Source organism: uncultured Microscilla sp., from assembly GCF_947493425.1.
In the GTDB taxonomy this organism is placed as follows: Bacteria; Bacteroidota; Bacteroidia; order Cytophagales; family Microscillaceae; genus Microscilla.
In genome coordinates this window covers 38,358-57,690 of sequence record NZ_CANLRP010000005.1, presented here as the reverse complement: position 1 = coordinate 57,690, position 19,333 = coordinate 38,358, and the positions used below count along the sequence as shown (strand labels likewise).

Below are 19,333 nucleotides of genomic sequence, written 5' to 3'. Positions count from 1 at the left end.
GCAAGGTGCTAGGTATACCCTGCTCCGTAGATAACTAACAAATTCATAGCATCAAGTTACATCCTGTGCCTAAAAGCGAAACTGAGTAAAGGTTACACTATGTAGGTTTGGAAAACAATGGCTTATAATCATTGTAGACTATTGTTTTTACAAAAAATAAAATCAGCCTTGGCAAGTTTTTAAAACCTGCCAAGACTGAAAAAACAAGGTTATTCAACTTTTGCCTTGTATGAAGCAATCATCTCTACATTGGTAATCATTGACTTATCGCCCTGTACAGTAAACTTCCACGTAGAGCCCTCTTTGGCTACGCTTAGGTTACCTATTTCCAGGTAAGTACTGTCGGTAAGTTTGGTTTCGTCATTGAGCAAGAATGTAGGCTTTTGATCCCCCTCATAGTCATATTTAAGGAACAACCCATTTACTTTACTACCACTCATACTAGGGAACATATCACGGGTAAAGGTGAGCTCCAAGTCTTGTTCATCGCTGAGCATGAAAGTGTTCCAAGCATCGGTAAAGTTATAGGCAATGTCAAAGAAACTAGTGGTATGGTAGGGTTTCAAGGCACCTTTCACCGCATTGGCAAAGGCACTTCCTCCCTGCACCGCCGTATAGCGTAACTTGATGGTCACATCTAACAAGTCTTTTACATTGTAGTTAAAGCCTTTTTTACCGTTCAGTTCTAGACTCCACAACGACACGGCTCCAGTTCCCTCAAATGGCAGGTAACGATCGTCGTAATACCTCAACTCAAACAAACCATTGTTTTCAGTATATTGGTCTACATAAGAAAGCGCCACTTGCTGGTTGGCTTTCCAGTCGTTGCGAATAGACAACGGTTGGGTACCTTTAGCATCTAGCAAGTACTTCACTGCCTTGGTATCGGGCTCTAGCAATACCTTATTGTTCAACTGAGTAAGCGTGGCATTTACATATTGCCCTTCGCCAATGTCAAAAGCCAGGGCAATGGTTTTTACCTGGCGCTTGTAGTGCCCAGGGAAGTCATAATCAAACAAAGCCTCAGTCAGTCTAAACTCACACACGCCTTTAGACTTAAGTTGCATAAATGCGAGTGGGTCTAGTTCTAACAAAGAGATGTTTTTGGTGATTTCAAAAGTACGCGAATCTTGCTCTATGTAAGCCTTTTCCATTCGGCTAAGGTCAAAACCAAGGCTGCTACCCGCTAACAGTCCTTTTTTCTGGCTATCCCAGTAGGTGCCCCCAATGTAGCTTACCTCCGAAGCGGGTGTGCCCGTTTCGAACTGGAAGGCTTTTTCGGCTTGTTTTGCCATGTCGTGCGCCATCTTGTACGAATCATAATACATACTTGACAACTTGCTTGACATCCACTGGTAGAGGGCTTCATTAGAGAACTTATCGGTCATAAAGTTGGCGATTGATTGGTTGTTTTCAATCTCCTTTTTGTGAACTTCCAATTCTCTTTGGGCTACCTCTTTTTGTATTTTGGCGCTCAAAATCTGAATTTCCAATTGTTTGATTTCACCATCTGCCATATCTCTTTGCAGCTCCCAGTCTTGCACAGAGCGTTGGTGTTGGGCACGTATACCCACCAATTCGCCTGAAGTCATAAGCGCTTCGCCCGTGGTTTGGAACGACTCGTTGGTGCTTTCGAGAAACTCGCCCGCTTGCATCCCTCCTGTGGTTACCCCAAAGTTGAAGGGGCCCATGCTGAACTGAGGCACTACCTTGGCAATGGCACTTAAAATATAACCAAAGGCAGCCACCGATTGCAACGCAATGCCCGCAATCATCAAGTCCATCTGTTGGGTTTCTTCGTCGAGCCATCCATCACTAATCAGGCTGTCATAGTGCTGTTTCTGAAGTTCAGCCGTTTTTTTGCTTTCCTCGAGGTTCTCAATACTCTTTTCTGCCTCCTCAATGTTCTTTTCTTTGATTTGGGTGGTAAGATGAAGAATATTGTGTTCATTTTTATTTTGAAGAATGCTCAATGCCTCGGCATCTTTCTTTTCGATGGCTGCCAATAGGTCACTGCCAAACTGTTCTACTTTTTGGGCAAACTCTTTAGCCTTGCCAAGCATATAGCCAAATCGGTAATGAGGCACCTCCATAGTGAGCCCAGCCAAGGCACTACTGAAACCTCCACCTCCAGCGGCAGCGTTTACGAGCGCCATGGGGTCTATAGGTGGTTGGAACAGCGGCAAGGGTTGTTTGATGCCCATGATGTTGAGGCTGTGGCGAATTTTATAGAGACGATCTTCTACCCGGCCCCAATAATCTGTGAACAAGGAGTTTTCGGGAACAAAAAAGTAGGGGTCTGCTATAGAGTCGTGCACCATCCCCGCAAAAGAGAAACTATCATACGAAGAAATAACTTTTTCCTCCTCTTCGTCATAGTTGGCATTTTCTAGGTCAAAGATAAAATCGTAGTCATCGTCTAAACCAGAATATTGCTTGAGTTCGCTGTATGCCACATCGTCGGACAACACCTTTTCTCCCAGGTTTTCAGGTTTTTTACCCAAAAGGTCATACGCCAACACATACAACATACGGGCTTCGTTGATGCTCTCTCTGGTGTATTGGCGGAACAACATATCGCCCCAGTCGAGCAAGTTGTCTATGTAGTTCATCACAATAGCCTTGCGGTAAGCAATCTTACGATACTCGGCAATGGTATGCGGGTCGAACGGGTCGTCGAGGTAAGTACTAATTTGTGCGGTGGTATTTTGCATTAGCTCATAGCGATAGTCGAGCTTGGCGCAAACTGCCAATACCTCTTGCAAGTTCGCTTGGGCACTTTCCAACAACGTTTGCTGGTCAGCGTCAGTGCTTGAGGTAGTAAGGTTGGTTACCGCCTGCGAAAGCTCGGTATAAGTAGGCCAGCTTTCAATATTGGCAAGGGTTCTGGTCACTTCACCCTCTGTCGCATCAGTATAAGTCCCAATCGACACATTGTCTAGCGAGGTATACCCTTGGAACACTGGGTTAAACTCAATCAAAAACGTAGAGAAGCTTTCTAGTTTTGCCCTTGCGTCATCGCCATCACTGCCAAAGTACTCCAAGCTACCTTCCATAGAGGTAAGCAAAGCGCTAATGTCGGTGGCAAGGAAAGGCAAGAATTTCCAATAGTTGCTTGTCTCGGTTGGATCAAAAATGTATTCATACCATTCTTTGGCATATTCAAATTTTTGATCGGTATTGAGCGACATCGCAATGTGGAAAGGCGCATGAAAGAAAATCTCCCAATAATAAATTCCATTGGCACTATTGAAGTCCAAATGGGTACTCACGGGTAAATCTGACGAGTATACATAGTTGGCATCAGCCTCAATTGTAGTAGGGCTAGAGCTTCCTGCTTCTCGGCTAAACGAGGGCGTTTCATCCGTTTGTTGTACGGTGGCATTGAGCAAACCTCCAATACCCGTAGGCGTATCTACCGAAGCAAGCAGGGCCTGGTTGAGCGCATCGGCGGTACTGGTGGTCAATCGCACGATTTCATAGTTGATGTCGTCAATCTCATAAGGTTTCGCCTCATCTTCATCATCCACCACATAATCGATAAACTGACCATTTTGAATGAAGTATAACTTGCTGTTTTTGTTCAACGCGGCAGTCATTCCTTCATGCAAATCGCTTGGGAAGTTCCCCCAGTTTCCTTTGATGGTAGCTCCCTCACTGTCGGCAAAGTTGTCTGGTGTTTCCGTATCCAAAATCTTGTAATACTGGCTATCTACAATCAAGTAGATGTTACCATTGAGCACAAAAGCCGCCGATACATCACTTACCCCGTTACCAATCGTTTTTGGATAGTTTTCATCCATCTGTTGGCTTACGGTCACGTTGCCTTCCTCGTCAACCTCAATGCTATGTGCTATAAACTGGTCATTACTAAATAAGTAGACTTTACTGTCAAGCACATAAGCCGCATCAATGTTACTTGCGTCGAAGTTTTGGGTGTTCAAATTTCCCCAGTCTACTGTAATGGTTTCCGTGTTTGAGGTGCTAAAGTCCGAGCTGAGCTCAAGCGATTGGTTTTTGGCACTGTTAAACAAATAGGTTTTACTATCAAAATAAGTAAATGCCGCATCTACCGTACCCGACCAATTGGAAGGGAGGCCTGGCAAGAGGTCGGCAATAGCCCCTACAGTTTCTACGGTGTCATAATCAGTCCCTTCATACCTTACATACTGACTTCCTGACAGCAGGTAAGTATACCCATTAAGCGTAAACGCCGCATCAATGCTGGTGTTATTAAAAGTCAAACTGAAGCCAAAAGTATTTGAAATGGTTTTGCTATCCTCGTTTACCATCACATACTGTACTTTATTTTGTTTGACGCTGAACTGGCTTATATCTATAGTCCAGTATTTATTCCCCGCCAACAGGTATACAAGGTTGTCATAGCAAAAGGCAGCATCTGGGTCAATCACACTTTCATATTGATCGAGTACGTAGAAATAACCCTTGAAATTGCTTAACGAGTTCTTGTATATCGCCAACTTTCCATCATTGGTTCCTGCCTTTACTACATAAGAGTTTTCTGACTCAACATAAACCAGGGCTTCAATCTCATCGCTATTAGTGATGGTTTGATTAGATAAATTAAAGTCGACAAGTCTACCTCCAAGATACGCCCTTAATAAGTCGTTTTTGGAGTCATAGCATATAGATGTTAAATCCAGGTTACTATAAAATATAAGGTCTCCTTCACTGAAGCCAAACTCTTTCACCATAAACCTTTGGAAGTCGCCAGTTTTGATTACTTCAGGGGTTGCGCTTGAGATAGACCCATTGTTGGAAGTAATAGAAGTGTAACGAATCCATTGATTGCCGTTAAACACATAAAGTGTGTTATTGTGAACAAAGGCGTCTGTTATGGGGGTAGCACTGGAGCTAGTAAAGTTATTCGTTAAAATTCCCCATTTGCTGGAAATATCACTTTCTCCAGACTTGCCATCTAGCGCAATGTATTTTGACGACGCATTATTAAACAAATAGGCATTGCCATCATCCCCTTGAAAAGCTGCATCTACATTACCCCAATCGGTAGGGATACCCAGGTCATTATCTTTGATAAACTTAGGATAGTACTCTTCAGCCAAGTCTCCCCCGTTGGTCAGGTATTTGTAATATTGATCACCCGAAAACAAGTATACGTTGGTACCGTCATTATAACCCGCATCTATTCCATAATCGGCTTGGATGTTGTTTTGAACTTGCGCCCAACGTGCCGAATTATTACCGCTTTCTATGACACTGCTACCATCATACACATAGTATTTGGTGCCTACCATGTAATAGATGTTATCACCATCATAGAAGGCAGCCGTAATGTTCTCGTCGGTAGGGAGGTTTTCGGTGTTGGTTGCCAGGCTTTGCGGCCATTTATCGGTAGATAACGCCACCACCGAAGGTTTGACCAAAAAGCCGCCTCCTTTGTAATCATAAGTAAACCAAGGACCATCCAAACTATTCTCAATAGAATTGAGCATCACAATGTCGCTGCTATTCAATTGACTAGAGTCTTCTTCAGGAAAGAGGTGTTCAAATACTTCCATCCCTTTGTTTTCAAAGTCAGGCGTATCGGCAGTATAAGTCACCAACTCCGAGGTGAGACTATAAGCCACCTGCTTGGTTTTTACCAGCGAACTCTTGGTGTAAATACGTTTTAAGAAGTAGGGCAGACTGAGTACAGAAAAGTCGTAGTAAGTATACTTACAACTAATCACGATGTTCTCATAGTCATCGTCGTCATAGCCATCAATCTTTTCGGCGTTTTCTACAAACAGTTCAACATTGGTAATTTTGCCTTGTGTTTCGATGCTGGTGTCCAACAATTGGGGTTGTGACCACTCGTCATTGAGGTTGTAGAAGGAATAGTAAATATTTACCCGATACCAACCTCCTCCACTCGAAGATGAAGAGGGAGACGAAGTAAAATACTGAATGTCAGAGTCGTCATCGTCGGTAGTAGACGCTACCGCCGCTGTAGACGTATCTTGTTCGTCTTCGTCGTTCATGATGCGCTCAATGGTAGCCCAAAACACAAACACTCGATGGAACGCATACACAGGGTAAACCTTGGTAGACTCAATGGCCACTTCTACTTTTTTCCAAGGTTCCCAAGTAGCTCCACTGCTCTCGCCGTTTATAAAATTGGCAAAGCGGTAGTAGTAGCGTAGCGGATCGGTTTTGGTTCGCCCAAAGAGCACCAAGTTTTTATCATTGCTGCCAATAGACCCTATCTCGTCGTAGATATAACCACCCGCAATCTTCAAACGAGAAACTTCGGTGTACTCGTCTAAGTATTTTTTATAGCTTCTTTCTACCAAGTCTTCTGTAATGTCGCCTTGCATCAGGTCTTGTTCTAACACTTCAAAAGCAGGGGTTTTATAATCCGAGTCTCGGAGCTCAGGACGGATGTAGTTTTCGGGGTATAAAAACACCTTTCGGTTGGCTTCCCAAACCCTATAATTGCGCATCCATTCCCATTGTCTTCTCAATCGCTCTTTTACCTCTTCATCGTTCGAGCCCGCAAGATCTACATTCTCTAAGTTGATAAAATAGCGGTGGAAGTAAAGTTGGGTGGCGGCAATGGCCTCTTTAATGCGTGAAGTAGTAGCCTCGCTCTCCATCATTACATCGATCAATGTTTTCTCATACAGATCGCGTGCATCTAACAAATCGTCATCTATAGAAATGGCGTAAGGTACCAAGGCATCTCGTTTCAGGGTGTTAAGCTCTCCTTCCACTTGGTCTAGTCGTGCCTGGTAGTTGTCGTTGCACTCTACTGTACCCAACATTTGATAAATCTTGGTTTTGGCAGTAGTTCTATCTACTGTAGCACCATACAAGTTTACCCATACATCTTCATACAGTTTAGAGGCATCCACATTTATTTCCTGCGCCTTGGTCAGTATGTCATACAGTTTGATGATGAGTTCCATGTCAAACTGTTTTTCAAACGAACTGAGCGACTCTAAGAAAGCGTTGTTTTGTTTCACCCAGCGTACTTCATCCTTGTCAAAGCCAAAGATTTCGGACATAGCCAAATAAGGCTCTTTTTCTATGCCATCGCCCTTGTGTAGCAAACTAGGCAAGTCATACTTGTCGCTGCTAAAGGTATCGGCTAATTTCTTAAATCGCGCCAATGCCAATACATCGCTCAATAAATAATCTGCCCAGTCGCCCCAACGGTACTTAAATTCTTGTGGGTAAATGTTGTCGTCATAGGTGTGGTAGCCATCAACCGCCATCACATACGACGTGTCCTTGGCAAAATACATCCTACCCTCAAACATAAAGGCAGCTTCCAGGTCTTCTCTAAAGCCTTCGGGCAACCTGGCGTGGTGATCTTCAATGAGCATAGGATACCCCGAATCGACATATTTTTGTAGTTCATCGTCTTCGGTAAACAACTCTTTAGGGTCGGTATAGCGAATAAACTGGTCGCCCTTGAACACCAACAAGCGCCCTTCCTCATCTATGTAAGCCGCATCAATGGTTTGTCCGTCCTCTTCCTGAAAGTTGTTTTTGATTTTGCCAAAGTGATCGCTGATCGACAATAGCTCGGTGCCACTATTTGAACTAATGTAGTTTTCATCTTTGAAAAGGTACACCACTTCGTCGCTATCACTATAAGCCGCGTCAATGCCATATTTAAAATTATCGGGTACACTGCTCAGTCCTAGTTCTGCCGCCAAATCATCTATAATCAATTTGGGGTAGCCTTCGTCTATGTACCTGTAGTAAGTATCAGAATAACGAATGTATTGATCGCCTGAGAATAGGTAGGTTTTGCCCGCAGGATCAACAAAAGCCGCGTCCACCATTCCTTTCTCCTGAAAGTTGTTGCGTACCTTGCCCAAATGCCTCATGTTCAACCGATCGTATTGGTGCTTCGAGCCCACATACAATTTGTTATTCAAGAAAACATAAGTATTTCTGGGGTTGGTATATACTCCCGTTAGGCGGAGTTCCTCTTCCGACTCTTCTATCTCGTCAATGGCGTACTGAAACTCCTTAGGCATAAAACTAAAAGGTGCTTCGGTTCGCAAGTCTTTTGCCACTTCTTTGGGATAACCTTCGTCTACATAGCGATAATCTGAGGTAGAATAACGAACATATTTGTTTCCAGAAACCAGGTAAGTGATTTGCCCATTGTATACAAAGGCAGCGTCTACGGCATCGGCAAAGCTATTGCTCACCAATCCCCAATGATCTTTGATTTCGGTGACTCCAGAAAACGCCCCGCCTGCGTAGGTCACATAATGATCTTCATTGAAGAAATAAAGGGTACCATCGGCGCCTTCAAAAGCAGTTTTCACCTCTTGAAAAGTGGTTTTATTAAAAGGGAAGTTCTCATAGAGCAACTCCAAGTCTTTGGGGTAAGACCAGTTCTCTTCGTCGGTGTTATAGCGGATAAATTTCTGACCTTTGATAAAGATCATATTGTCGCCTTGCATCAACATAGCATCAAAGCGATCGAAGCCTTCTTCGGCTTGTTTGCTTGGTATGCCAAAGAAGCCAATATCTGCTTTTTTTGGATACCCGGCATCAGGCTTTTCGTAGGTGTCGTTAGAGTATACTACATACCTAAAATAACCGCTGACATCTGCTTTTTCGAATAGATAAGTTTTGCCCTCTTTTACATAGGCAAGCATCACGTTATTCAAGCCTCCCCATTTGCTGGCAATGAGCTCTGGCGGGTCTTCGGTCTGTTTTTCTACATAGGTATCCGTTTCATACACAAAATATTGGTTGCCACTAAAAACATAGGTTTTGCCATCTCTGCCCACAAAAGCCGCATCAATGGTTTCGTTCATTTCTATGTTGTTTCTAGCAATGCCCCACTCTTCGCCCGTGGCATACTCCAAATCAAGCAAGGTATTGTAACACTCGGTACCCTTAAACACATAAGTATTGTTATCGGTACCTCTCAATACAGCACTTGCTTCGGTTCTAAACGCATCGGGCACCGCATCGAGGAAGTTGGGCGTTTCGTCTACTTTCTCAATTTCTTCGGCTTCTAAGCTACTGGCACGTCTCCAAATGCCATCCTCAAGGGTGTAGACACTGCCATAGTTAAAGGTAACCGCCGCAATGCCCAAAAATTCATCGGAAGTATAAACCCCCTGGTGGTGATCTTCGTCATCGGATACCACATGGAAACTGCCCCCGTCAAACAAGTATACATTTCGATCGTCGGCATAAGCCGCAGTTATTTTATGTATTTTACCTTGTAACTCCCCAAAACGAGGCTCGTCCTTGAGGTCAGTCAATTTTTTGGGGTAACCCTGTTCTACTTTAGTGTAATCGTCGGCGAGGTAACGGAATATTTGGTCACCAGCAAAAATGTAGGTGTGACGGTTGATGTCCACATAGTCGTCTCCTTCGTCGTCCTCTTCGTCTTCGCGAGATTCTAATACAAGCGCTGCATCTACCTTACGATAACGCTCTATGTTATTCTCTACTTCGCCCCAGTATTTGCTAATGGCCCTTGGGTAGCCGTTGTCTACCTTCCAAAAATCTCCGTCAGAAATACGCACATATTGGGTGTCTGAGAAAAGGTAGACTTTCCCGTCTTTGCCCGTAAAGGCGGCAGTGACAGCAGTAAAAGGCAGGTTATCCCATTTTTCAATAATTTTTTCAGGCTCCGACCACCAACGATTTGCCTCGTTGAACTCTACCACATACTCGCCCGAAAATAAATAATGTAAACCACTGGGTGCTTTAAAAACCGCGTCTACTTTTTCAAAACCTGCATCAATCAACGATTGTGGGAAGCTCCACCACTCATCGTCATTTTGATCTCTGGGGAAAGTTTCCACCTCTTCAACATCGGGCAGGCTTTCTACTGGAGTAATGTAGCTGTGCTCGTCCTCGTCTTCTTCGTCTACCTCGGTATAGTCAGGCGTAGAGTAACGCACATACATCCGCTTTTCGTTTTCGGCAATCCCAAACAAGTACGTTTTACCATCGAGCACAAAAGCCGCCTCTACCTGCATCAACCCCTTAAAATCTTCGGAAGTAGTGCGAGGATAGCCTGGGTCAACTTTTGCGTAATTACTGCCCGAATAGCGGAAGTATTGATCGCCACTGAAGACATAGACTCTGCCATCCAATCCTGACAATACCGCATCAACAGTTCCAGTGATTTGGATATTGTTTTGTACAATTCCCCAAGTATCGGCTAAGTCTAAGAGCGCTATTTGCTCATCGTCTTCGTTAAAACTTACCGCGTGTTCATCTTTGATAAAATGGAGCTTACCATCTTCTCCTCTAAAGGCAGCATCTACCCCTTGAGCAAACTCATAAGGAAGTGCAGGGTACTGGTCTATGATTCGTTTTGGGAAACCTTCGGCTACCTGTATGCCTTCATTTTCGAGACAGTCAGTATACTTCACCATTACCTCTCCCGAAAACAAATATATATCGGCACCATCTTTTAATACAGCATCGATATGGTTGCCTCCTTTAAACTCATACTCCATCCTTCCCCAGTGTTTATCCACTGGCATCATTTGTCCTTGGTGCTCGGAGCTTACAAATCCACGCCCATTAAATACATAAGAATAGCCATCGGTGCCCTCAAAAGCAGCACTCAATTGATGACCAAAATGGGTGGGAAGGTCTACTTTTAGGTGTTCATCTTTCCAGCTCTCAGCAATTTTTTTAGGGTATTCGTCATCAATGTAACTGTGCCCATCAGAGTACCTTACATATTCGTCGTTGGCAAATAAAAACAACCTGCCTTCATCGTCTTTATAAGCCATGTTTATTTCGGTGATGGCTTCAAAGTTATTGTCTAAATTTCCGAACTCATTGTAGCGTACATCCCAAGTGTCGCTCCCCTTTGGCAAGAGAAAATAATAGTCTTTGGTGAAAATATAGGTATTCCCTTCCTTGTCTTTAAAAGCGGCGCTTACATCAATAGAGTCTCCCTCTTTTTCAAACAATAATCGAATTGGGTCATCTTCAAGCACCTCTCTCAAGTCGTCATCGTCTCGTTGTAGGTCAATCAAATCCTCATCGCTTTCCAAATCCGTCTTGTCAACCAATTCGTAGTCCGATTTGCGATAAATCCAGTACTTGCCATCGTGAAACAAGTAAATAAACTCGTCGCCTTCTAGAACAGCATCAATTTTTTCTATCGCGGTTGTTCCAGGTACACCTACCTCAGTTATTACGTCAAGGTCTAGCTTTTCGGGAAACTTGGCAACCAAGTTCTGGTCACGGAAGGCAATTTCTACTTCTTCTTTTGAAAGCTGCAATTTGCCTGACAACATAGCAAACTGGCGAATCCGTTTGAACGCACTATTGAAGGCAGCATCTAGGGGTTCTTCGGTTACGCTATCTAGTACATTTACAGCACTAAAAATAGGAGACATCCAAGCCGCCTTTATATCATGTTGCCCTTCAAATACCGCCCGTGATATGGACTGCATAATATCGGCGTTTAGCCCAAAAATGCCTTGTAATTGGTCGTGTAAAAAACGGTCTTGCTTTTCGGCAGTCTCTTTCAAAACCGTTTGAATCACCTCTTGCGCCTCTTTTACCTGCTTGGCTACTGCTTGTAGCAAAAAGAATATATCTTTGTTGTAATCTTCAAAACCTTTTACATAGAAAGAGAGGGCATTGTTTGACTCTAAGTAGTAGTCTAATGAGCCTATGGGCAACTTGTTGTCTTCGGTGATGGAGTCCATATAGCGAAGTATTTTCATTACTTCGGTGGTTTCATCTTCCGAGAATTTCAAATCCTGAAAAGCTTGCCTGGTTACATGAAAATCTTCAGTGGTTTTGATAATGCTTGCTAGGCGATCAAATAAGATGGTGCCAGGCAGGTTATCAAAATAATAGCTTAAAATAAATTCTTTTTTATTCTCCTCGTTCAGGAAAAAATCTCTTGCAGATGGCAGTAACTTAAAACCATCAAGATAGTCTGATTGCAAATCCTGAAAAGCCCATTTCGCTACAATTTTATCCGCTATTGGGCTCAGCGAAGCGCTGCTGATGGTCAAGTACTCTTTCTGAAAGCGCTCTACTTTGTCTTTGAGCAAGCGAAGAATGGCATGTCTGTGTGGATAGAAATGAAGGGCTAACTTAAATTCATTGGCATCTTCTTTAAGCAAGCATTGTTTGTCTTTAACTACATGTTTTTTGTCTATGTACTCATTGAAGATCAAGTTCTCAACCAACTCATTTATTTCGCCTTCTTTTAAGGGCAATTCGCTAAAAACTGATTTATTAATGACTAAATGCCCCTTTTCAAACATGTGGAGTTTTTTCTCAAACTGCTTGTATACTTGGGGTGCATAATCGTTAATATCTATTTCTGTATCAAAACTCTCCTCGTTTTCATCCTTCGCAAAGAAAAATGGGTGTTGAATGTTGCCCTCTTCGTCTATGTAATTGTTAAAGATGAGGTTATCATACAATTCATCTCGTTCGTTTTCGCCTAGCCCCAAAGCTTCAAGGTCAGACGGAAACAAAGAAATACTCAAGTCTTCTAGGTCTTCCTCCTCTTGCACTTCTGCCCCTTCAAAAAGCGCTTGGAATATGCTAAATAGCTGATGACGAAGATAACCGAAGTTGGTTTCCAAGCGAAAGTATTTGTGATCCTTAGGAAACGTCTCAGACTGAATAATCCCTTGTTCATCTATGTAGCCTATCATCACCAAGTTGCGGAACATCTTCTCAGCTAGTTTCTCCTCAATGCCCAAGTCGGTAAAATCTAGGCTAGTTACCCAACCAAGTTGGTCTACTGCCTTGTGCGCAATCATTTCCGCCTCTTCTTTCGAGTAGCTCACCAACCGTACATCTTGGTCTTTAGCCTCATTCAAGGTTTCTAGCGTGCGATAAATCACCCCAGAAGCACGTTTGTCGAAGGGGGCGCGGATGAAAGAGTCGGGCTTAAGCACCATGGGTTTAAACCCTTGATAAATGCCATCAAGCGCCGTGATTTTGGCTGTTCGAGAAGCCTCTTCTGCTTCTTCTGTTTTGAATTTACCCGTGGTTATTTGCCATAAATTGTCCGCCGTAAATCCGTGCTCCATCATCCATTTGCAGGTATAGTGTAAAGTATGCATCAACCATTGTTGATCTTTTACCTCCGAACCCATAAAAATCTCGTAGCAGTCTTGCGTAGAAGGCAAGTAGCTAAGGAAGATGTTTTGTTGATTGTGGTGGGCAATGGTGGGGTCTACTTCCAGCACATCAAAAAGCGTAAACAACTCTTCGTGACCAATATCCAGCAAAGATGCTAGTTTCGTGAAGCGGTAAAGGAAGTTGAGCAATTCCATCTTGTTCTCTTCCAGCAACCAAAGGCTATCCTCTACCTCTTTGTCGTCCAAACGCTGAATAATCTTTTCCAAATCAAGTTTAGAAAGCCCCAATACATAGCGTGCCCGTTTTCTGAAATCATAGTTGTCATCCGAAAACAGGTCGGCATAATACGGTATTTCAGTATACTCCTCTTCTTCTTGAAACTCTGTAGCCAAATCTACTGAGCCCAGAATATAGCGTTCGTCAAATTGTACACATTTATTGTTAAAAATGCGGTTGAAAAGGTCTTGTGGTTCATCCCCTTCGGTTTGCCCCATTTCGTTGATGGTAGACAACAGCGCCACCACTACATCATACTCCACATCAAGCGCTTCCTTGAGTTGCTTTACCGAAGCCACCATAGCCACTGCATCGGCGTCTAAAGTGTTGTTGCAGCAGTGCCTAATGATCAAATCTAAATCGGTGAAGCTAATGCCTATTTTATTGGCAAAACGGGTAAAACGATTGACCCTGTCATACCAATCATAAGGCAACTCATTGTAGGTGTTGTTGGCATCGTCTTGCCAAGTTCCTTCCGAATCATTGCTCCAGACAATATACGTTTCCGTATCGTCTAGCAAGGCATAGCCATCGCCTGCCAAGCCGTTATTGATATAAAAGTTGCTCTGAAAGCCATACTCCTCTTCGCGCAGGTTTTGATAGAGCAGTTCTCTGGCTTGTACCCCCGTGAGGTCGGTGGTTTCTAAAAAGGTAGTGACATTGGCCATGTATGCCTGAAAACCAAGGTCTGAGGTGTCATCATCACTTGAGTAGTTATAGTATTTCCGAACAGGCCCATAACTATGCTCCGAAATGATCATCTCGTACTCCTCTTCCGAAAGGTTTAGGTATTCTCTGGCAATAATGCTATCATCGTGCTCCAGCGAAAAAGTTTTATACAACTCCTCAGAAGAAATGCCCAAATGTTTCAAATAGAGCTGTACTTCGGCGTGATCGAGGTTGAAGGGCATGTTAAAAGGGTAAGAAGCCTCGAGCAAGTCGGTGTATACACTGTCTCCAATTTTAGTCTCAAGTACTTCGTTGACTACCTCCAAATAAGGAATTTCTTCGAAAGAATTTTCATAATCAAGAATAATATTACGTATGTCAGGACGCCTGGCTTTTACATCTTCGGTAGAAGAAAATTCATCGTCCATCATTTGCAGTAAATCTGCCAGGTAAGCGGCGGGAGAATAAACTGATCTTGATTCATCGCCTTCTTTAAAATCCAAGTCTCCGAAAAGAGCTTCGTAGTCTGGCAAATCATTAAATGTACTCATGATTTAGGTGGTTATGTTTAGGGATTGAAAAGTTTTTTTGAACTTGTTGGGGCGCTTCAGAGCCTGAAGCACCAACAAAGCTTCTAACTAACAACATTATAATGCGTTGTAAATAAGGTCGTTAGTTGCTTGATAAACAGGAGGTAGCACCGATATTCATCGGTATCTAAGGACTTGCGACTTGTCGCACCGATATGCATCGGCATCCAAGGACTCGAAGCTTGCCTCTTGTCAAACACTTAAAAATTGGGCAAAGCAATGCCGTGCAACTCCTTGGTCAGTAAAGCGGAAAAATAAGATGTGCCAATAAAACAAAATATTTGTTGAGTGGGCGAGTCAAAAAATCTTTGCATAGCCAAAGCTATGGAACTATTTTTTGAGGAAGTCCGCTCGGGAAAGATACCGTTTTATGGCTCAGATTATTTTTGTAGGTTTACCTATCTTTTGATAAGACCAAAAAATTGAAAGTATTTTAAATGTTGTTCTGCTATGCGATTAAAATAAATTGAGAAGCCAAATCAGGCAATAACATTGACCGATTTAGCATGAGGTTGGCGGTTTTGCACAATGTTCATGTACTTCAAAAGCACCTTGCTTCGGGTAGCTAGAGCACGTGCATAAAATTTCTTCATCAAATCTTCGTCCTTAAATACGCTCAAAAAATCATTCATAAACTTCTTTTGAGGAATAGAGGCAATCTGAACCGCAGAATGAAGATTTTGCTTGAGAAGTTCTTTGGCAATTTTTGGGTGATGTTCTCCCAATAGACGAAGTAGACGTTGGTAAGCCTTGGCTTGTTTTAAGACCTTTGGTCGGTCTTTTTTAGAGATTTTACTCCAGTTTAGACTTTCCAACTCTTTTGCACTCAGTAGGTTAAAAGTTTTAAAGTCAACTTTTTTGTTCTGGCGAAGCAACTTATTAAGTTGTTCTAAGGAGTTATCCTTTGCAGTTGATTTTGTAGGCATACCTGTTAGTTTATAGCGGTAGATTTGAATATTAATATATGTAGAATATTTGTAAAAATATTTGAATGTCTAAGAATTAAAATAAAAAATATGGATACATGTTTTTTATTTAATATAACATCAAATTTGTTTAAAATTTATATCCTGTTCTTGTTACCGGAATCGTCAACAAGTCAGAGGTTGGATGGTTCAATGACGACTTGTTTGGTAATTTGAAGTGTCAATGTGGGCTTTGAAAGTAATGTAAACTTGAGTAAGGATTTCATACAGTTCTTATTTTAAGTGGTTTGTTTTAAGGGTAAGAACTTCTTACTGTCGATGTAATGTTTTTTTTTGAAAAATTATAAAAAAAACATCATTTATCACGGTATATGATGGCTAAATATTAGAAGCATTAGGCATTACTATAGGCTCGAATTTAACCTTATGTAATGCTAAAAATGTGCTTTGTATGGTTAAAAAGCTTTTTTGAAAATATTTACACATTCAGTGAAATTACCATACATTTGAAAATCAAATTTACTACAAAACAATTTCCTTACGGTAATTATTACATCACTAAAAGTTGAACTCTCTTTGTTATATCAGGAAGTTATTGTTGTTTGTAAATTTCCTTGTATCCCTGATTTATGAGTAATCAGCTTGTTATTTGATTTTTAGTACCGTGTTGTTGTACTACCATTCCTAAATGAGTTTGTTCAAGCTCAGTCAAATCAACAGGGTATTTTTTGTTTGGCATAAGTTTCTGGTGTTTGGGTGAAGATGTTATACTTAAACAAAAATGGTTTTGGGGACAGATTTTGACTAATTGCCTGAATACCAACATTAATCAACCGAAGCTACAGCTTTGCTGTGCTGAGCTCAGCAAAGCTAATCCTGTAAATCCTAAAACCGAGTCTATTTATAAATGCCGATTCATCAGGGTAGCTTGCTGTGACAAGCTCACCGCAGGTGATCACCTTAATCTTAGTATAACTTATTCCTAAATAAACTATTGACTAAGTACTGGGTGAATTTTAAACAGGCTCTTAACTTATCGTTAATAAACAGCGTGCTAATAAATTTAAAGAATGGCTGGGCAAATGGTTAATCAAATACTTGTTGAAAAGGAATTAAATTACCCTCTGGGTTATGGGCTTTCCAGGCGTTATGATCATCTATAATGGCAAATATTACAGATTTAAACCGTTCGTTAAAATCGGCTTCAACTAATACTTCCTTAAACAGCTGCGCCATGTGGTGAGGAGGATTTTTGAAAGCTCCACAACCAAATGCGCTCAAAATTAGGCAATCGTGTTGGTGCATAGCTGCTATTCTTAGTATAGCTCTAATCTTATGCTTGGTAAATTCTATCTGAGGAGGCGTCAGCCAATTGCGCCCATTGCGTGATTCTACTTTGGGACGAGCAATAGCAGGCACAGTGACAATAGATAAAGTAAAAGGTTGGGTAAGCAAAGCATAACCACTATGTTCCGATGACCTAAAAAATAACACATTGGGTGAGTAAATACCTCCAGATTGGGCTGGAATAGGGTAGTGGTGTTGCCCATGTTTGTGAATACCATATTGAGGAGCAAAGTCAGTGTATTGATACAATGAGGTATATAAATTAGAACGACGAAATAGGTTTTCTTCTTGAGCACCTGCTCCGCGAATAACTGCTCCGCCCGGAGTATTACCATTTGCCATATTCAATACTACAGGATTAAATCCTAGTTTTTGCATAGTTTGCCCTACTTCTACACAATCTGCCTGAATGACTTGATAAACAGTAGTATATGGAGTAGTTATCTCTGGTAGCACTAAAGTATGGGTATCAGGGTAAAACTTTGAGTCTTGCCAAATATGTAACAGATCAGCAAAGTCTTTCAGCATAATAGTTTTTCCATTAGCTACATACTGCCCTGTTTTAATTACCTCTACAGTATGATCAAACACTTTTTTGCGTGAAACCCTAAAGCCTATTTGAGATTTAGAACCTTGCTTAAACTCTGCAATCCATTTTCTGTAGTCCCAAGTAAGGGGAGTATTGTTTATTAGGTATTCTTCCATAGTTGACTTTTTTGACCATTATTTTTTATCAATATACATAAAAAAATCCCTGAAGATGTCTCCAGGGATTCAATAGTTTATAAGAAATAAAACAATGGGATGTTATATTATCCATTCATCGAAATCAAGAATTCCATGTTATTTCTGGTACCTTTCATTTTATCTAATAAGAAGTCCATTGCTTCATTAGAGTTCATGTCATCCATGTATTTACGCAATATCCATACACGCTGTAATTCTTCCTTATCCATCAATAAGTCTTCACGACGAGTACCAGAAGCAGGAACATCAATGGCAGGATAAACACGTTTGTTAGATAGTTTACGGTCAAGTTGAAGCTCCATGTTACCAGTACCTTTAAATTCTTCAAAGATTACTTCGTCCATTTTAGAACCTGTTTCTATCAATGCAGTAGCAATGATAGTCAAAGAACCGCCATTTTCAACGTTACGAGCTGCCCCAAAGAAACGCTTAGGTTTATGTAGTGCATTGGCATCTACACCACCCGTTAATATCTTACCAGATGAAGGAACAACTGTGTTATAAGCACGTGCCAAACGAGTGATAGAGTCAAGCAATATTACTACATCATGTCCGCACTCTACCATGCGTTTTGCTTTGCCTAATACAATCTGAGCAATTTTTACGTGACGTTCGGCTTGCTCGTCAAATGTAGACGAAATTACCTCAGCGCGTACACTGCGTGCCATATCGGTTACTTCTTCTGGACGTTCGTCTACCAACAATACAATGAGGTATACCTCTGGGTGATTGGTGGCAATAGCATTGGCAATGTTTTTAAGCAAAACAGTTTTACCTGTTTTTGGTTGGGCTACAATCATTCCCCTTTGACCTTTACCAATAGGGGCAAATAAATCAAGTATACGGGTAGACATTTCATTGCTTGAAGCACTCAAGTTGAGGCGTTCTTGTGGGAACAAAGGTGTGAGGTATTCAAAAGGAATACGATCCCTGATTTCTTCTGTGGTTTTTCCGTTGATGTTCTCAACCCTTAAAAGTGCAAAGTATTTTTCACCTTCTTTTGGGGGTCTTATTTGTCCTCTGATAGTATCCCCTGTTTTTAGACCAAATAATTTAATCTGAGAAGGAGAAACATAAATATCATCAGGGCTGGCAAGGTAGTTATAATCAGACGAGCGCAAGAAACCATAACCATCTTGCATAATCTCAAGAACTCCCTCATTTTCAATCAAGCCGTCAAAATCACGGATAGAAAACGAATTGTTATTCTTTTTGCTACTACTCTGACTTTTACCACTGCTTGCTTCCTTGGGCTCAGCTTTAGGTTTTGCCGGAGCACCAAGGTCGTCATTTACTGGGTTGTCAAACAACATAGGGTCATTACCCATGTCAAAGTTAAAGTCTTCTTGCTCAGCTTTCTTTCCATTATTAGCTGTGCTTGCCACTTTAGGTTCTTTTTCTCTGCTACTTTCAGATTTGGTGCGACTTCTCTTACGAGGCTTGCTAGAAGTGTCACTCTTTTTTTCTTGAACTTTTGGTGTTGCTTCTTTTTCTTTTATAGGAAGGACTTTTTCTTCGGGTAAGATCGCCTGTTGATCTAAAATTTTGTAAATCAACTCCTTTTTAGTCAATTTCTTGAAGTTTTTTACTTGTAGTTGTTCGGCGATTTCTCTTAACTCCGAAAGAAGCTTTAAGTTTAGTTCTTCGATGTTATACATAGGAAATATTTTGTGAAATTAATACGCATTG

General features: G+C 41.7%; 4 protein-coding genes. All 4 read right to left on the bottom strand.

The window, feature by feature from the left end; translation table 11 throughout:
• Positions 1–209: 209 nt before the first annotated feature.
• Positions 210–14,585 carry a hemopexin repeat-containing protein gene (locus tag Q0954_RS02865; protein ID WP_299453296.1) on the bottom strand — a complete coding sequence of 4,792 codons (14,376 nt, stop codon included), beginning with the start codon at positions 14,583–14,585 and terminating at the stop codon, positions 210–212.
• 518 nt (positions 14,586–15,103) lie between these two features.
• Positions 15,104–15,550 carry a hypothetical protein gene (locus Q0954_RS02860; RefSeq protein WP_299453293.1) on the bottom strand — a complete coding sequence of 149 codons (447 nt, stop codon included), beginning with the start codon at positions 15,548–15,550 and terminating at the stop codon, positions 15,104–15,106.
• Between the two features lie 1,086 nt (positions 15,551–16,636).
• Positions 16,637–17,602: a TIGR02452 family protein gene (locus Q0954_RS02855; RefSeq protein ID WP_299453290.1), complete on the bottom strand. Its 966-nt coding sequence runs from the start codon at positions 17,600–17,602 to the stop codon at positions 16,637–16,639.
• Positions 17,603–17,709: 107 nt separating this feature from the next.
• Positions 17,710–19,302, bottom strand: a complete 1,593-nt coding sequence (rho, locus tag Q0954_RS02850) for a transcription termination factor Rho (protein ID WP_299453287.1) — start codon at positions 19,300–19,302, stop codon at positions 17,710–17,712.
• Between the last annotated feature and the right edge of the window lie 31 nt (positions 19,303–19,333).